Below are 15,320 nucleotides of genomic sequence, written 5' to 3'. Positions count from 1 at the left end.
GTCAATCAGATTCTGCAAGGGGAATGCGTGGATGTCATGCGCACCCTGCCGGATGAATGCGTCGATCTCGTCTTCGCCGATCCGCCCTATAATCTCCAGCTCGGCGGCGATCTGCATCGCCCGGACAATTCCAAGGTTGATGCGGTCGATAATGACTGGGACCAGATCGGCAATCACGATGATTACGACCTGTTTTCCTGTGCCTGGATGGAAGAAGCCAAGCGCATCCTGAAGCCGAATGGCGCGATCTGGGTGATGGGTGCCTATCACAATATTTTCCGGGTCGGCTCTTTCCTGCAGGATATGGGCTTCTGGATCCGCAATGACGTGATCTGGCGCAAATCCAATCCGATGCCGAACTTCAAGGGCACGCGCTTCACCAATGCGCACGAAACCCTGATCTGGGCGTCCAAGACCAAGGACGCCAAGCCGACCTTCAACTACGCCGCCATGAAGGCGCTGAATGACGGCGTGCAGATGCGCTCCGACTGGGTATTGCCTATCTGTTCGGGCGGTGAACGTATCAAGGCCAGCGATGGCAAGAAGGCGCATCCGACCCAGAAACCGGAAGCCTTGCTGCACCGCGTCCTCCTGGCGACGACCGCACCCGGCGATCTTGTCCTCGATCCCTTCTTCGGCACCGGCACAACCGGCGCCGCCGCCAAGCGGTTGGGCCGCAAATTCATCGGTATTGAACGCGAAGACGCCTATGTGCAGGTCGCGACCGAGCGCCTGGAAGGCATCCGCCCTGCGGCGGCGGAAACACTCGCGGTAACAAAATCCAAGCGCGCCGAAGTCCGCGTGCCGTTTGGCAATCTGGTCGAGATGGGCCTCGTAAAGCCCGGCGACACGCTTTATTGCTCCACGGGCAAACGCACAGCGCGTGTCCGCGCGGACGGCTCCATCCTGTCCGGCAAGATTGAAGGCTCGATCCACAAGGTCGGCGCCGAGATCCAGAATGCGCCATCGTGCAATGGCTGGACCTTCTGGCATATCCGCAAGAAAGGCACATACGCGCCAATCGACACGCTGCGCGCCGAAATCCGCGCCGCGATGGAAGCCTAGAAACTGGCCCGAACCGCCTTTTTCATCAGGCTGGGCAGGGCCAGCTGATCGATTTCGCTGACGGCATACCAGCCGCCTTCGATCGGTTCCCAATCATCGGCGGCCTCGGCGCGCCACATCTGCAAGTCCAGCGTGAAATGCGTGAAGACATGCCGGACCAGACCTCTTGTGTCCCAGCTCGTCTCAAACGGCGCGAGAGCCTTCGCCTCGGCCTCACGCCACGCATTTGTGCGCCACTCCGTCGACGGCACTTCCAGCATACCGCCCAGCAATCCCCGGGGCGGGCGTTTGCGCAGCCATATATCCGGCCCCCGAAACACAGCAAAGCCAATGGCCTGACGGTGCGGCTTGGCAACTTTCGCCGCCTTGACGGGATAGGCCTCCGGCTGGCCTTGCGCATGGGCGGCGCATTCCGCACGCCAGGGGCAGGACGGACAGTATGGCGAACGCGGCGTGCAGACCGTTGCGCCCAGATCCATGATCGCTTGCGCATAATCGCCGGGACGATCGGGTGAGGCCAGCGCCGCAGCGATACGCTTGATCTCCGGCTTGGAATTCTTGACCGGCAGAGGCAGGGCGCAGAGCCGTGTGATCACCCGCTCAACATTGCCATCGACCACACTGGCCGGCAGATCAAAGGCCGCCGCCCGGATCGCCGCCGCCGTATAAGGGCCAATTCCCGGCAAGGCCAGCAGGGCCGCCTCGTCGCTGGGAAAATCGCCCCCGGCCTCGGAGACGGCGCGCGCACAGGCCATCAGATTGCGCGCCCGGGCATAATAGCCCAGCCCCGCCCAAGCCGCGAAAACCTCATCCTCGCTGGCCGCCGCGAGATTCTGCACGCTCGGCCAGCGCTCAAGAAACTTGAAAAAATAGGGTGTGGCATGCGGCACGGTGGTCTGTTGCAGCATGATTTCCGACAACCACACGGCATACGGGTCCGCGATGCGTCCCGCCTTCCGGTCCTCCGGGCGGAGGCGCCAGGGCAGGCTTCGCCCCTCGGCATCATACCAATCCAGCAGGCGGGCGCGCATGTCAGCAATCGGAAGATCGGCGTCTCTTGTCATGGCGAATAAACTTGTCTTGTCCGCGCGCTCAGGCAACGATGATTGTCATGGCATCCTCCCAACGCCCGACCTCTCTGGAAACGCTGGCCGCGCGCTATCTCAACAAGCGCCGGGGCAAGCCGGCGTTTCGCGGTGCCCCGCCGGCCGGACGGGCGGCAGCCAAAATCCTGAAACCGCTGGCGGCAAAATTCGGCCCCGGCACGGACCGGATGGCCGAACACTGGGGCGAAATTGTCGGCGACCGGCTGGCCGGGTGGTCGTCGCCGGATGCCATTCGCGGCGGAACGCTCTATATCATTGTCAAAGGGCCCGCCGGGGCCTTGATCGAAGCAGATGCACCGAGAATTCTCGAACGCCTGAAGACAATTTCGGGCGCTTCGGCACCGGCACGCCTCCGGGTCAAGCAGGGCAATCCCCGCCCGGTGGGGGAAGGTTCACACGCGCTTGTGAACCGCGAAGTGAAAAAAGACATGAGTGAAGGGGTAGAGATTGACCCGGATGCCCGGCTATCTTCTGCCCTGAAACGGTTTGAGCGGGCGAATGAGCGCCGCAAACGCGGAGAATGAACGAATGACACTTACACGACGGGCTCTGGCCCTTACCTCGATAGCGTCGGCTGCCCTTCTCGTCGCGTGCGGCGGAGGCGGATCTTCCTCGTCCGGTGGCGGCACCCAGTTCGAACGGGCCGGCGACCGGGCTGTCGGCTCGGCTGATGCTCCGGTGACACTCATCGAATATGCCTCGACATCCTGCCCGCATTGCGCCGACTTCCACGATGAAGTCTATCCGACCATCGAGTCGCGCTATATCGACACCGGTCAGGTCCGTTTTGTGTTCCGCGAAATGCTGACGGGCCAGCCGCAACTGGCGCAGGCCGGATTCATGCTGGCGCGTTGTGCGCCGGAAGACCGTTATTTTGACGTCATCGGCCTTCTGATGGACCAGCAACAGGCCATCTTCCAGGCTGCCGGCAGCCCGACGGGCGCACGCGGTGAATTCTGGAATATCGCCCAGACGGTCGGGATGACACGGGATCAGTTCAACGCCTGCATTTCCGACGCCGAGCTGCGTCAGGCGGTCGGCGATGCGCACAATCAGGCCATCGAAGACGGCATTGACGGTACGCCGCGCTTCATCATCAATGGTCATGTTCTGGACGCTGACCGCACGGGCGGGCAGCTGGTCTATTACTGGAATGATGCGCCCCTGATGATCGATGGCGAGACCGTGCCCGCGACGGTGGATGAGGAAACCTTCGTTCGCATTCTCGACCACTTCGTCGCTGAATCCGGCGGCGCTGCCGCCCCAGCCGATTCCCCGGAGGAATAATGACTTTCAGGCTTCTGACGCTCGCTTTCTGCACGCTTCTGATCACAGGGGCCGCTTCGGCACAAACCCCTCATCCGGGCGAAGAACGCCCGGATGACCGGGCCGTCGGGGAGGTCGATGCACCAATCCGCATGGTGGAATATGCGTCGGTCGCCTGCCCGCATTGCCGATCCTGGTATGAAACCGTCTGGCCGATGGTGCAGGACGAATTCATCTCGACCGGTGAAATGCGCTTCATTTATCGGGAGATGCTGACCGGTCAGCCACAATTGGCCGCCATCGGATTCATGATCGCGGATTGCGCGCCAGAGGATCAGTATTTCAACGCCCTGCACCTGCTATTTGAAACCCAGAACGAGATTTTCGGACTGGTTCAGGAACAGCAAAGCACCGCGCCGGTCTACTATCGCGTCGCGAATGCTCTGGGTCTGTCGGAAGACGAGGCGAATGCCTGTATTGAAGATGAAGCCATGCAACAACGCGTGCTGGCACGGCATCAACAGTCGGTCGAAGACGGTGCAGGCGGCACTCCGGCCTTCTTTATCAACAATTATTTGCTGACCACGGACCCCACACCGGACGGGTTAGCCTATGTTTATCATGTAGATGGCGAGCCTTTGATGCTCGATGGCCAATTGGTGCCGTCTACACATGATGCAGACACATTCCGCCGAATCATTTTGTATTTGGCCTATGAGCACGGTGAAAACACCGGCGAATAGGATGGGTCAGACGGCAGCCACAAGGCATAGGACCGTCATGTAGGGACGGGACTGCGTGGAATTCAACTCGCTCAGGCTGACCGGCTTCAAGTCGTTTGTGGACTCGACCGAGCTCTCGATCGAGCCCGGCCTGACAGGCGTGATTGGTCCCAATGGCTGCGGCAAATCCAATCTTCTGGAGGCGCTGCGTTGGGTGATGGGGGCCACCTCCGCCAAATCCCTGCGCGGTTCCGGCATGGAAGACGTCATCTTCTCCGGCACCGATGCCCGTCCGTCTCGCGAGCATGCCGAGGTCAAGCTGGTCATCTCCAATGCAGACCGGACCGCGCCTGCCCGTTTCAACGACAACACTATTCTGGAAGTCGTCCGCCGTATCGTGCGTGGCGCCGGATCCAGCTACAAGGTCAATGGCGAGGAAGTTCGTGCCAAGGACGTGCAGCTTCTGTTCGCCGACGCCGGCACGGGCGCGAACTCGCCCGCCCTTGTGCGGCAGGGCCAGATCAGCGAGCTGATCAACGCCAAACCTGAAAACCGCCGCAAGGTATTGGAAGAAGCCGCCGGCGTCTCTGGCTTGCGCGCGCGCCGTCATGAAAGCGAGTTGCGGCTCAAGGGCGCGGAAACCAATCTCGACCGCTTGCAGGACGTCATTGACGAACTGGAATCCCGGCAGGCCGATCTGGAGCGTCAATCGCGTCAGGCCGCTCGCTATCGCAAACTCTCGTCTGATATTCGCGGGCTGGAAGCTGCGCTCTGGCTTCGCCGCTGGCGCGAGGCTGAAGCGGCTGTCGAAGCCGCAGCCGAAGCGCTGGAAGCCTCACGCGGCATCGCCAGTCAGGCCGCAGAAGCAGCGGCCTCGGCCAGCCTGATGGCCGAAAAATCAGCGGCCGACCTCGACCCGTTGCGGCAGGCGGAGGCTGAAGCCAGTGCGGCTCTGCGGCGCATCGAGCGCGAACGCGACACGCTTGACCGCGATGCCGCCGATGCCGAACGTCACGTACAGGCGCTGGAACAACGCCTTGCCGATCTGACATCGCAGATCGAGCGAGAGGGCCTGATCGGTGAGGACGCCGAAGCCGCCATCAACCGCATTCGGGAGGGCATCGCCGCCCTTGAAGCCGAAGCAGAAGGCGAAGCGTCCGCGATGGAAGCCGCTGCAGGCGTGCGCGATGAACGCGACGCCGAGCGTCAGGAAAAACAATCCGCGCTCGATGATGCCTCCAACCGCTTTGCCGCCATCCGCGCCGAACGCGATGCCGCCGCGCGCAACCGGACGCAGGCCGAACAGCGCGTTTCCCGTCTCAATCTGGAGCGCGATCGGGCCAATCAGTCCTTTGCCTTGCTGGGCGAAGGCGATGAAAGCGAGCTCACTGCCATCATCAAGGCTGCTGAAGCCGCTGAAGCCGCCGTGGAAGGAGCCCGCAATACACGCGACAAAGCCGAGGCAGCGCGGCTTGAAAGCGAAACCGCGGAACGAGCCGCTCTTGAGCCCCTGAGCGCCCTTCAGTCGGAAGCCTCGGCGCTGGAGCGGGAAATCGCCACTCTGACCCGGCTTCTGGAACAGGATCATGTGGAGGACCGGGCGCTGGATTCCATGCGCGCCGCTCCCGGATATGAAAAGGCGCTGGGCGCCGCGCTGGGTGATGATCTCGAAGCTTCACTGAACGAGGAATCGTCCCGGCATTGGGGCGGCAATGCCCGCAAGGCGGCTGACCTGCCATCTGGCTGTGAGCCACTCTCGAAATTTGTCGAAGCCCCAGCCGCCCTTGCCGTCCGGCTTGCCGCCATCGGTATCGCCGATGCGCAATCCGCCAGCGAATTGGCAGGACAGCTTCAGCCCGGACAGCGCATTGTCACACGTCAGGGCGATCTCTGGCGCTGGGACGGATATGTCTCGCGCGCGGACGCGCCGTCTGCCGCAGCCGCCCGCCTGGAGCAACGCAACCGGCTTGAAAATGCCCGGCAGGAAGCCGCCGCGCTGGAAGAGAAAATCCAGGCCGCGTCGGATGGCGTGGATGAAGCCCGCCTTGCCCTGGCACAGGCCCGCGAATTTGAACGCAAGACGCGCCAACAGGCCGCCGAGGCCGAACGCGCCGCCCGGGACGCTCAGTCAAAAGCGGCAGGCGCGCGCGAAAAGGCCGCACGCGATAATGAGCGCCGCGCCGCCCTCTCGGCAGAAATCGATCGGCTGACAGCCGAATGCGAAGACGCCCGCGAACAGCTGAAAGCGGCTGAAGCCTCGCTTAAGGATGAAGCCGGCCTTGCAGCCGCGCAGGAAAACCTGACCACCGCCCGCGAGGCTGCCGATCAGGCGCGCGCCATTTTCGACGAAGCGCGTCAGGCCTATGAAGACCTCGCCCGCGCCTCTGCCGACCGGCAACGCCGGATCGCGGAAATGGGCCAGGAGCGCAATGAGTGGCAGACCCGGGCACAAAGCGCCGCGACGCGCCTGGATGAATTGACTACTGCCCGCGACGACACCAGCCAGAAACTGGAAGCGGCGCGTCTGAAGCCGGGTGAGATTCGCGAACGCCTCGGCAAGATTGGCGAAGCGCTCACCGAGGCCGCGCGTCTCGCTGAAGAGGCCCGCGACCGCGCCCTGGGCGCCGAAACCGCCGCGAAAGCCGCTGACGGCGCAGCCCGCACGGCGGAACGCGATGCGTCGACCGCCCGTGAGAAGCGCGCGGCTGATGAAGCCCGGCTGGCGGCCGCCAATGAACGGCTTGATGAAACCGATTCGCGCCTGCGCGAAGCCACCGGCGAAACCGCTCTGGTACTGGCAGAGCGCGTCGAACCGGCTTTTGAAAAGCTGGGTCTGGATGATCTGGAGCGCAAGCTGGACGGATCCCGCCAATCGCGCGAGCGCCTGGGCGCGGTCAATCTGCGCGCCGATCAGGAAGCGACCGAGCTTCAGGAAAAGCGCGATGAGCTGGTCAAGGAACGCGAAGATTTGCTGGCGGCGATTGATCGCTTGCGCAAGGGCATTGATGCCCTGTCGCGGGAAGGCCGGGCACGCTTGCTGGAAGCGTTTGAACGAATCGATCAGCATTTCCGCCAGCTCTTCGAAACCCTGTTTGAAGGCGGCCATGCCGAGCTCGCCCTGACGGAAAGCGATGATCCGCTGGAAGCCGGGCTTGAGATCTTCGCCTGCCCGCCGGGCAAGAAGATGGAGCGGATGTCGCTGATGTCCGGCGGCGAACAGGCACTGACGGCGTCGGCACTGATCTTCGCGGTCTTCCTGTCCAACCCTGCCCCGGTTTGCGTTCTCGACGAGGTCGACGCGCCTCTTGATGACGCCAATGTGGATCGCTATTGCCGGATGCTGGATGAAATGCGGCGTCTGACGGCGACTCGTTTCCTCATCATCACCCATAATCCGCTCACCATGTCGCGCATGGATCGCCTCTATGGCGTCACCATGGCCGAACGCGGTGTTTCGCAGCTTGTCTCCGTTGATCTCGCACGTGCGGAACAACTCATCGCCGCTGAATAATTTTTCTCTTATTTTTCATAAGGATAATATGCGCATAGCTATGCTTGACTTGCCCTCCCCCCTTGTCTAGCTTGCGCGCGCTTTCCGGGGGTCCGGATGGCAACCAGATCATGATGTCCAAACGCGACGAACCAGACCGGAGCAATCCTGAAGATCACCTCGCCGATTTCGAGAAAAGGCTATCTGCCAAGCTCGAAGCCCGGAGAGTAGAGGATCACAAATATGACCGCCCGCAACAGGGCTGGGCAACAGGATTGAGGTACGGAACGGAGTTCATGGTTGGAGTATTGGTAGGGGCGTTGATCGGCTATCTGATTGACGTCCTCTTTAATACCCTGCCGTTTGGATTGTTGATCGGGACTTTTTTGGGATTTGGTGCTGGGACGGTCAACGTCGTTCGAGCCGCAAAAGAACTGAGCGAACGCGCATCGCGCGAAAATTAAGGGGCCGGCCGTGGTAGACACGAACCCGATCAAACAGTTCGAGATTCATGAAGTCGCTCCGCTGGAGATCGCGGGCTTCAACCTGGCTTTCACGAACTCTGCATTCTTCATGTTGCTGGCGACCGTGTCGGTAACCCTGCTGATGGTTCTGGCCACCAACAAGCGCGCCCTGGTACCGGGCCGCGGCCAGTCGATTGCAGAAATCCTCTACGGATTCGTGGCCGACATGGTGCGATCCTCGGCAGGGAATGAAGGCCTGCGCTTCTTCCCCTTCGTCTTCACGCTCTTCATCTTCATTCTGGCCGGCAATATGTTCGGCATGTTCCCCTATCTGCCGCTGCCGATTCCCGGCGTCGACAATCACAGCTTCACCATTACCAGCCACATCATTGTCACGCTGACACTTTCGCTGATGGTCATGGCCATCGTGGTCGGCTTTGGTGTTTACAAGAATGGCTTCAAATTCCTGAAGCTGTTTGTTCCGGCGGGCGTGCCGCCAATTCTCTATATTATCGTGACGCCGATCGAGGTCATTTCCTTCCTCTCGCGTCCGATTTCGTTGTCCGTGCGTCTGTTCGCCAACATGCTGGCGGGACACATTCTTCTGAAAGTGTTCGCCGGCTTTATCATCATGCTGGCAAGCGCAGGCGCCGCCTGGGGTATTGTCGGTGTCTTGCCGTTTGCAATGGTGATCGGACTGACGGCGCTGGAATTCCTCGTGGCCTTCCTTCAGGCCTACGTTTTCGCCATTCTGACTTGCATTTATCTCAACGACGCGCTTCACCCGGCACACTGACGGGTAAAGCCAGACTATCTAACCGGACCGCTTACAAGGAGCTCCAAAATGGAACAGGGTCTTATCGATCTCGGAAAATACATCGGCGCTGGCCTCGCTTGCCTCGGCATGCTGGGCGCCGCCATGGGCGTGGGCAACATCTTTGGTTCCTTCCTGCAAGGTGCCATGCGCAACCCCGCTGCTGCTCAACAACAATTCGGCACGCTGATCTTCGGCTTCGCCGTGACGGAAGCTCTCGGCATCTTCTCGCTGCTGATCGCGCTTCTGCTTCTCTTCGTCGTCTAGAACGACAGACAACGTATTGGCCGCGGGCTTGCGGGCCCGCGGCTGACGGTATTGTGCTAACGGAAAGAGTCGTCCCATGACGCTCATTGCGCTGATGAATCTGGCGGTCACCGCGGCTGAGGAAGCCCACGGCGGAGAGCATGAAGCTTCCGGCGCCTTCCCGCCATTTGATCCGACCTACTTTGCATCGCAGATCTTCTGGCTCCTGATTTCGTTCGGGGCGCTGTATTTCCTGATGTCCCGCTGGGTCCTTCCGCGGATTGGCGGCATCATTGAAGAGCGCCGTGACCGGATTGCCGACGATCTGGATGCCGCTCAGCAGGTCTCTGCCGAGGCCGAAGAAACCCGCGCAGCGTATGAGCAGGCTCTGGCCGATGCCAGGGCTCGCGCCCACAGCCTGGCCGCTGATGCCAAGGCCGCCATGGACAAGGAAATCGCCGCCGAGACCGCAGAGGTCGACGCCGCCATTGCCGCCAAATCTGCTGAGGCTGAAAAGGCTCTTGCCGAAGCGCGCACCAAGGCGCTCGCCGAAGTGCGCAACATCGCGTCTGCAACTGCGGTGGACGTGGCTAATGAAATCGGTGGTCTGAGCGTGACCGAAGCGGACGCCGACAAGGTCATCACGGCCCTCGAAGGCCGGTAGGAGAAACGCGTATGACTTATCTCCTGAACGACACCTCATTCTGGGCCACAGTCGCCCTGGTCATTTTCTTTGGTATCCTCGTCTGGGCCAAGGTTCCGAGCATCATCTCCAAGCAGCTTGATGATCGCGCCGACAAGATCCGCGGCGATCTCGATGAAGCCCGCCGCATGCGCGAGGAAGCACAGGAATTGCTGTCCAGCTTCCAGCGTAAGCAACGTGAGGCAGAAGCCGAGGCCGAAGCCATCATCGAGCAGGCAAAATCCGACGCCAAAAATCTGCGCGAAGAAGCCCGTGTCGAACTCGCCGCTCGCATGGAGCGCCGGACCGCGCTGGCCGAGCAACGCATCGCGCAGGCCGAGGCCCATGCGGTTGCAGAAGTGAAGGCGCTGGCCGCTGACCTCGCAACCGATGCGGCGGCCCGGCTGATCGCTGAAAACACAAAGAAGGCGGACCACACCAAGCGTCTGAAAGACGATCTGGCCGATCTGGAAACCAAGCTGAACTGATCAGCGCATTATCGTGAAAGAAAAGCCCCGGTTCGCCGGGGCTTTTTTATGCCTGACGGGTCGAAGGACCATCATCGGGATCGTCGTCTTTTTCGCCGAAGACGCTTTTGACGCGTTGCCAGATGCCCGGATGGCGCTTCAGGAAGCCGGTGATGATACGGTGGCCCCTGGCTGAACTGCCCGCCAGCATGATCGCGCCAAGAATAAACAGCGGCAAACCGATCGGGATGAAGGGCGTTATCAGCGCCAGAGGTATGGAAATCACCATCAGCGCCAGGCCCAGCGCGATCCCGATCATCCGCAGAACCGTCGCAATAACGCTGCCCAGCGGCGTCTTGCTCATATTGTTCAGCGTCTCGTTCATAGGCCTGCTTGCGATCCTGACATTCCGGTCAATGGCTTAGATGGCTCTGCCTATTCGATCTTCAAGTCGGCGGATATCACCCATTCGACACATAAACAGTGAAAAAGTCCGGAATCAGGCAAAACGCTGACTCCGGACTGATTTATTCAGCGGCTTGCAGATCGTCCGCCGGTGGCGTCCAGCGCAGAACGGGCTGGCGTGCAGCACGGGTTTCATCAAGGCGGCGCATGGGCGCATGGATTGGGGCGGTCTTGAACCGGTCCGCCTCACCGGCCGACGCGGCTTCGGCCAGCCCCAGCAGCACATCACAGAAGCGGTCCAGACCGGACTTTGATTCCGTCTCGGTCGGTTCAATCAGCATGGCCCCGTGCACGACCAGCGGGAAGTACATGGTCATGGGGTGATAGCCCTCATCGATCATGGCTTTCGCAAAGTCGAGCGTGGTGACGCCGGTGTCTTTCAGGAAGCGGTCGTCAAACAGCGCTTCGTGCATGCACAGCCCGTCAAAGGACGGCGTCATGACGTCTTTCAGGCGCGCCAGGATATAGTTCGCATTCAGCACTGCATCCTCGGAGGCTTGCTTCAGACCGTCCGAGCCATGGCTCATCATATAGGTCAGGGCGCGGGTAAACATCCCCATCTGGCCATGAAAAGCCGTCAGCCGTCCAAAGGGGCGGGCGTCAGATCCATCCATATCAGACAGGTTTTCAGCCATTTTTAGCTCGGCGCCGCTGGCCGTTTTCACAACAAACGGCAAGGGCGCAAACGGTGCCAATGCTTCGGAGAAGACAGTCGGACCCGAACCGGGCCCCCCACCGCCATGCGGGGTGGAGAAGGTCTTGTGCAGATTGATGTGCATGGCATCAATGCCGAGATCGCCCGGCCGCACGCGGCCAACAATGGCGTTGAAATTCGCCCCGTCACAATAGAAATAGCCCCCCGCCTCATGGATCAGGTCGGCGATTTCCTTGATGTCGCGCTCAAACAGGCCGCACGTATTGGGATTGGTCAGCATGATGCCGGCCACATCATCGCCCAGCTTGGCCCTGAAGGCTTCCATGTCCACGCGGCCCGTCTTGTCGGCGGGAATTTCATCGCAATAAAAGCCGCACTGAACAGCAGTGGCCGGATTCGTGCCATGGGCCGATTCCGGCACCAGAACGCGGCGGCGGCCGGTTTCACCGCGCGCATCCAGCGCCGCGCGGATCGCCATCATGCCACACAATTCACCATGCGCGCCGGCCTTCGGGCTCATAGCCACGGCCGGTGTGTTGGTCAGAACCATCAGCCAGTGCGCCAATTCCTCGATCAGCTTGTAGGCACCCTGCACCGTCTTTTCCGGTTGCAGCGGGTGGATGTCGGCAAATCCCGGCAAGCGCGCCATCTTCTCGTTGAGGCGGGGATTATGCTTCATCGTGCAGGAGCCCAGCGGATAGAGGCCCAGATCAATCGCATAATTCTTGCGCGACAGGCGCACATAGTGGCGCATGGCTTCCGGCTCGGCCAGACCCGGCAGGCCGATCGGGCCTTCACGCTTCATCGCGCCGAGGCGGGATGCCCCGCCCTTCGGCGTCGGCAGATCGACACCGGAGACATCCAGTGAACCGCGCTCGAACAGAAGCGGCTCGGCCTGATCCAGCCCGCGCGAGCCGGACAATGTTTCATAACCGCCGGGATCAATATCGTGTTCCATCTTGGTCGGACGGCCTTGCGTGTTCATGCTCATGACAGCACCTCCCGGAGAGCGGTCTCGAACGCCGCCAGATCGTCGTCGCTATTGGTTTCGGTCGCCGCCACAATCAGCACATCGTCCAGGCCGCCGCCGGGATAGAGGCGCGAGGCCGGCACACCGCCGAGCACGCCCTTGTCGACCAGTGCGTCCACGACGTCCGCTGCCGGCTTGTTCAGGCGCAAGGCAAATTCATTGAAGAAGGTGTCGGTCAGCAACTCCACCCCTTCGATACCGGAGAGGCGATCCGCCAGATCACAGGCGGTTTCATGGTTCAGCTGCGCCAGAGTGGTGAGACCCTTTTCGCCCAGCAGCGTCATGTGGATGGTGAAGGCCAGAGCACACAGGCCGGAATTCGTACAGATGTTCGAGGTCGCCTTGTCACGCCGGATATGCTGTTCGCGCGTGGACAGCGTCAGCACATAGCCGCGGCGGCCATCGGCATCCACCGTCTCACCCGCCAGACGGCCGGGCATGTTGCGGATGAAATTTCGATCATTCTTGCAGGCAAACAGGCCGACATAGGGTCCGCCGAAATTGAGGCCGACTCCGATGCCCTGCCCTTCGCCCACGGCGATGTCCGCGCCCATCTCGCCCGGTGATTTGACGAGACCCAGAGAGACCGGCTCGGTGAAGACGGCAATGACGAGCGCGCCGTGCGCATGCGCCTTCTCGGAGATATCCGAAAGGTCATGCAGGCGACCGAACACGTCCGGCGTCTGGATGACCACACACGCCGTCTCGTCATCAATCGCCTCGGAAATGCCCGACAGACCGCCCAGATCCGGATCGGTGGAAGCAATATCGATATCCAGATACTTGGCCGATGTGCGCGTCGTTTCGGCGTAATGCGGGTGCAGGGAACCGGCGAGGACGGCCTTCTTGCGCCTGGTGACGCGGGCCGCCATCAGCACAGCTTCGGCGCACGCGGTCGAACCGTCATACATGGACGCATTGGCGACATCCATGCCGGTCATAAGCGCGACCTGGGTCTGGAATTCGAACAGGGTCTGCAATGTGCCCTGACTGATTTCCGGCTGGTACGGCGTATAGGCCGTGAGGAATTCGGAGCGCTGGATGAGATGATCCACCGTCGCGGGCACATGGTGCTTGTAGGCCCCGGCCCCGACAAAGAAGGGCACGCTGGAGGCTGCCGTATTCTCACCGGCCAGTTTCGAAAGGGCGCGCTCCACCTGAAGCTCGGTCTGGTGCGCCGGAAGGCCTACCGGCCCATCCAGGCGCGCCGCTTCCGGTACGTCGGTAAACAGCTGATCGATCGATGACACACCGATCCGTTGCAGCATGTCCTGCCGGTCAGCCGGCGTCAGGGGGAGATATCGCATCCGCTTGTCCTGTCAGAGATTTAGGAGATATGCGCCGCATAGGCGGCTTCATCCATGAGGCCGTCCAGCTCGCTTTTGTCGCTGAGCTTCAGCTTCACGAACCAGCCATCGGCATCGGCGCTTTCATTGACTTTCTGGGGCTCGCCTTCGAGATCGCTATTGACCGCGACGACTTCGCCGGAGACCGGCGCATAGACTTCCGAGGCCGCCTTCACCGATTCCACAACGGCCATTTCGTCGCCCTGGTCAAAGGATTTGCCGACATCCGGCAATTCGACAAAGACAACATCGCCCAGCTGCTCGGCGGCATAGGCGGTAATGCCGACGGTGGCCGTGTCACCGTCCAGCTTCACCCATTCATGATCCTTGGTGTATTTCACGCTCATCGCGTTCTCCCCTGTTGGCTATTCGCCCCGATAATAACGTTGTGCAACGAAGGGCATTTTCGCCACTTTCGCCGGCCGCGCCTTGCCGCGCAGCAAAATCTCGATGTCTGTGTCCGCCGCCGCGTGTTCCGCGTCGATATAGGCCATGCCCACCGGGCCGCCCACGGTCGGGCCAAAACCGCCGGACGTTACGATACCGATGGATTGCCCGTCCTTGACGATCTCGGCGCCTTCGCGCGCCGGAGCCCCGGCCATGGTAAAGCCCACCCGCTTGCGCGCCGGCTTGTCGGCAAACATCTGCATCACGCGGGCCGCGCCCGGAAAGTCCAGCCGCTCACGGCGTGGCTTCGCCACCGCCCACATCAGAACCGCCTCGGCGGGCGTCGTTTCCTCGTTCATGTCATGACCATAGAGGCAGAGCCCGGCTTCCAGACGTAGCGAATCCCGCGCGCCCAGTCCGATGGGTTTCACCCGCTCATCATCCAGCAGCTTGCGAACAATGGCCTCGGCCTTGTCCGCAGGGATGGAAATCTCGAACCCGTCCTCGCCGGTATAACCGGAACGGGAAACGTAAATCTCCACGCCATCCAGCGTGAACACACCGCATTGCATGAAAATCAGCTTCGCCGCATCCGGCACCAGCGCGCCAAAGACGTCGGCCGCTTGCGGCCCCTGCAGGGCGATCAGGGCGCGATCCTCAATCACGCGCAATTCGCCCGCGCCCGCCGTATTGGCCGCGATATGCGCGAAATCATCGCCCTTGGTCGCCGCATTGACGACGAGGAAGAGACCGTCATCGCCGAACGGGCGCGACACCATGAGATCGTCGCGAATACCGCCCTGCTCGTTCAGGAGGAGGGTATATTTCTGCTCACCGGGTTTCAGAGCCGAGAGGTCCGCCGTGATCAGCTTTTCCAGCGCCGCTTCATCGCCGGTATAATGCGCCTGCCCCATATGCGAGACATCGAACAGGCCGGCCGCTTCACGGGTGTGATTATGCTCGGCCATGATGCCTTCGTATTGCAGCGGCATGTCATAGCCCGCAAACGGAACCATCTTCGCGCCCAGCGCGACATGAAGATCAAAGAGCGGTGTCTGCAGCGTATCCGTCATATTCTCGGGCCCCGTTTCCGGCATGTCCGGACTGTCCGGACG

The 15,320-nt window shown here is 61.4% G+C and carries 16 protein-coding genes; 10 read left to right on the top strand and 6 right to left on the bottom strand.

The window, feature by feature from the left end:
• Nucleotides 1-36 precede the first annotated feature (36 nt).
• Nucleotides 37-1,065, top strand: a complete 1,029-nt coding sequence (locus P0D52_RS03635) for a site-specific DNA-methyltransferase (protein WP_394694757.1) — start codon at nt 37-39, stop codon at nt 1,063-1,065.
• On the opposite strand, the gene mutY is transcribed toward P0D52_RS03635, so the two are convergent.
• Complete coding sequence (mutY, locus tag P0D52_RS03630; protein ID WP_394694083.1) at nt 1,062-2,129, bottom strand: A/G-specific adenine glycosylase; 1,068 nt, start codon at nt 2,127-2,129, stop codon at nt 1,062-1,064. The genes P0D52_RS03635 and mutY overlap by 4 nt on opposite strands.
• A 47-nt stretch (nt 2,130-2,176) precedes the next feature.
• On the opposite strand from mutY, the gene P0D52_RS03625 reads away from it, so the two are divergent.
• The 9 genes from P0D52_RS03625 to P0D52_RS03585 all read left to right on the top strand — a co-directional run bounded on the left by P0D52_RS03625 (nt 2,177) and on the right by P0D52_RS03585 (nt 10,343).
• Complete coding sequence (locus P0D52_RS03625) at nt 2,177-2,695, top strand: DciA family protein (protein ID WP_394694082.1); 519 nt, start codon at nt 2,177-2,179, stop codon at nt 2,693-2,695.
• A gap of 4 nt (nt 2,696-2,699) precedes the next feature.
• On the top strand, nt 2,700-3,458 hold the full coding sequence (locus P0D52_RS03620) for a DsbA family protein (RefSeq protein WP_394694081.1): 759 nt from the start codon (nt 2,700-2,702) through the stop codon (nt 3,456-3,458).
• Nucleotides 3,458-4,180, top strand: coding sequence for a DsbA family protein (locus P0D52_RS03615; protein WP_394694080.1), 723 nt, complete (start codon nt 3,458-3,460; stop codon nt 4,178-4,180). Before P0D52_RS03620 ends, P0D52_RS03615 begins: the two co-directional genes overlap by 1 nt.
• Nucleotides 4,181-4,235: 55 nt before the next feature.
• Entirely contained in the window at nt 4,236-7,670 is a 3,435-nt protein-coding gene (gene smc / locus P0D52_RS03610) for a chromosome segregation protein SMC (RefSeq protein ID WP_394694079.1), read from the top strand.
• Between the two features lie 110 nt (nt 7,671-7,780).
• Complete coding sequence (locus tag P0D52_RS03605; protein ID WP_394694078.1) at nt 7,781-8,113, top strand: AtpZ/AtpI family protein; 333 nt, start codon at nt 7,781-7,783, stop codon at nt 8,111-8,113.
• Between the two features lie 10 nt (nt 8,114-8,123).
• Nucleotides 8,124-8,909 carry a F0F1 ATP synthase subunit A gene (locus P0D52_RS03600; RefSeq protein ID WP_394694077.1) on the top strand — a complete coding sequence of 262 codons (786 nt, stop codon included), beginning with the start codon at nt 8,124-8,126 and terminating at the stop codon, nt 8,907-8,909.
• 48 nt (nt 8,910-8,957) lie between these two features.
• Nucleotides 8,958-9,194 (top strand): F0F1 ATP synthase subunit C, encoded by a 237-nt coding sequence (locus tag P0D52_RS03595; protein ID WP_109260931.1) that lies wholly within the window; start codon nt 8,958-8,960, stop codon nt 9,192-9,194.
• 76 nt (nt 9,195-9,270) lie between these two features.
• Nucleotides 9,271-9,837: a F0F1 ATP synthase subunit B' gene (locus P0D52_RS03590; protein ID WP_394694076.1), complete on the top strand. Its 567-nt coding sequence runs from the start codon at nt 9,271-9,273 to the stop codon at nt 9,835-9,837.
• 11 nt (nt 9,838-9,848) lie between these two features.
• Entirely contained in the window at nt 9,849-10,343 is a 495-nt protein-coding gene (locus P0D52_RS03585) for a F0F1 ATP synthase subunit B (protein ID WP_394694075.1), read from the top strand.
• A 46-nt stretch (nt 10,344-10,389) separates the two neighbouring features.
• Here P0D52_RS03585 and P0D52_RS03580 read toward each other — a convergent pair whose 3' ends face one another.
• The 5 genes from P0D52_RS03580 to gcvT form a co-directional block, all read right to left on the bottom strand.
• Entirely contained in the window at nt 10,390-10,707 is a 318-nt protein-coding gene (locus P0D52_RS03580) for a hypothetical protein (RefSeq protein WP_394694074.1), read from the bottom strand.
• 142 nt (nt 10,708-10,849) lie between these two features.
• Complete coding sequence (gene gcvPB / locus P0D52_RS03575; RefSeq protein ID WP_394694073.1) at nt 10,850-12,433, bottom strand: aminomethyl-transferring glycine dehydrogenase subunit GcvPB; 1,584 nt, start codon at nt 12,431-12,433, stop codon at nt 10,850-10,852.
• Nucleotides 12,430-13,779: an aminomethyl-transferring glycine dehydrogenase subunit GcvPA gene (gcvPA, locus tag P0D52_RS03570; protein WP_394694072.1), complete on the bottom strand. Its 1,350-nt coding sequence runs from the start codon at nt 13,777-13,779 to the stop codon at nt 12,430-12,432. The genes gcvPB and gcvPA overlap by 4 nt, the downstream gene beginning before the upstream one ends.
• 20 nt (nt 13,780-13,799) lie before the next feature.
• A complete protein-coding gene (gcvH, locus tag P0D52_RS03565; RefSeq protein WP_394694071.1) occupies nt 13,800-14,165 on the bottom strand; it encodes a glycine cleavage system protein GcvH in 366 nt (121 codons plus the stop codon).
• Nucleotides 14,166-14,183: 18 nt separating this feature from the next.
• On the bottom strand, nt 14,184-15,278 hold the full coding sequence (gcvT, locus tag P0D52_RS03560) for a glycine cleavage system aminomethyltransferase GcvT (RefSeq protein WP_394694070.1): 1,095 nt from the start codon (nt 15,276-15,278) through the stop codon (nt 14,184-14,186).
• Between the last annotated feature and the right edge of the window lie 42 nt (nt 15,279-15,320).

This window comes from Hyphobacterium sp. (genome assembly GCF_043584775.1).
GTDB lineage: Bacteria > Pseudomonadota > Alphaproteobacteria > Caulobacterales > Maricaulaceae > Hyphobacterium.
Note: the sequence above shows the minus strand (reverse complement) of the source record. Positions and strands in the feature narration are given on the sequence as shown.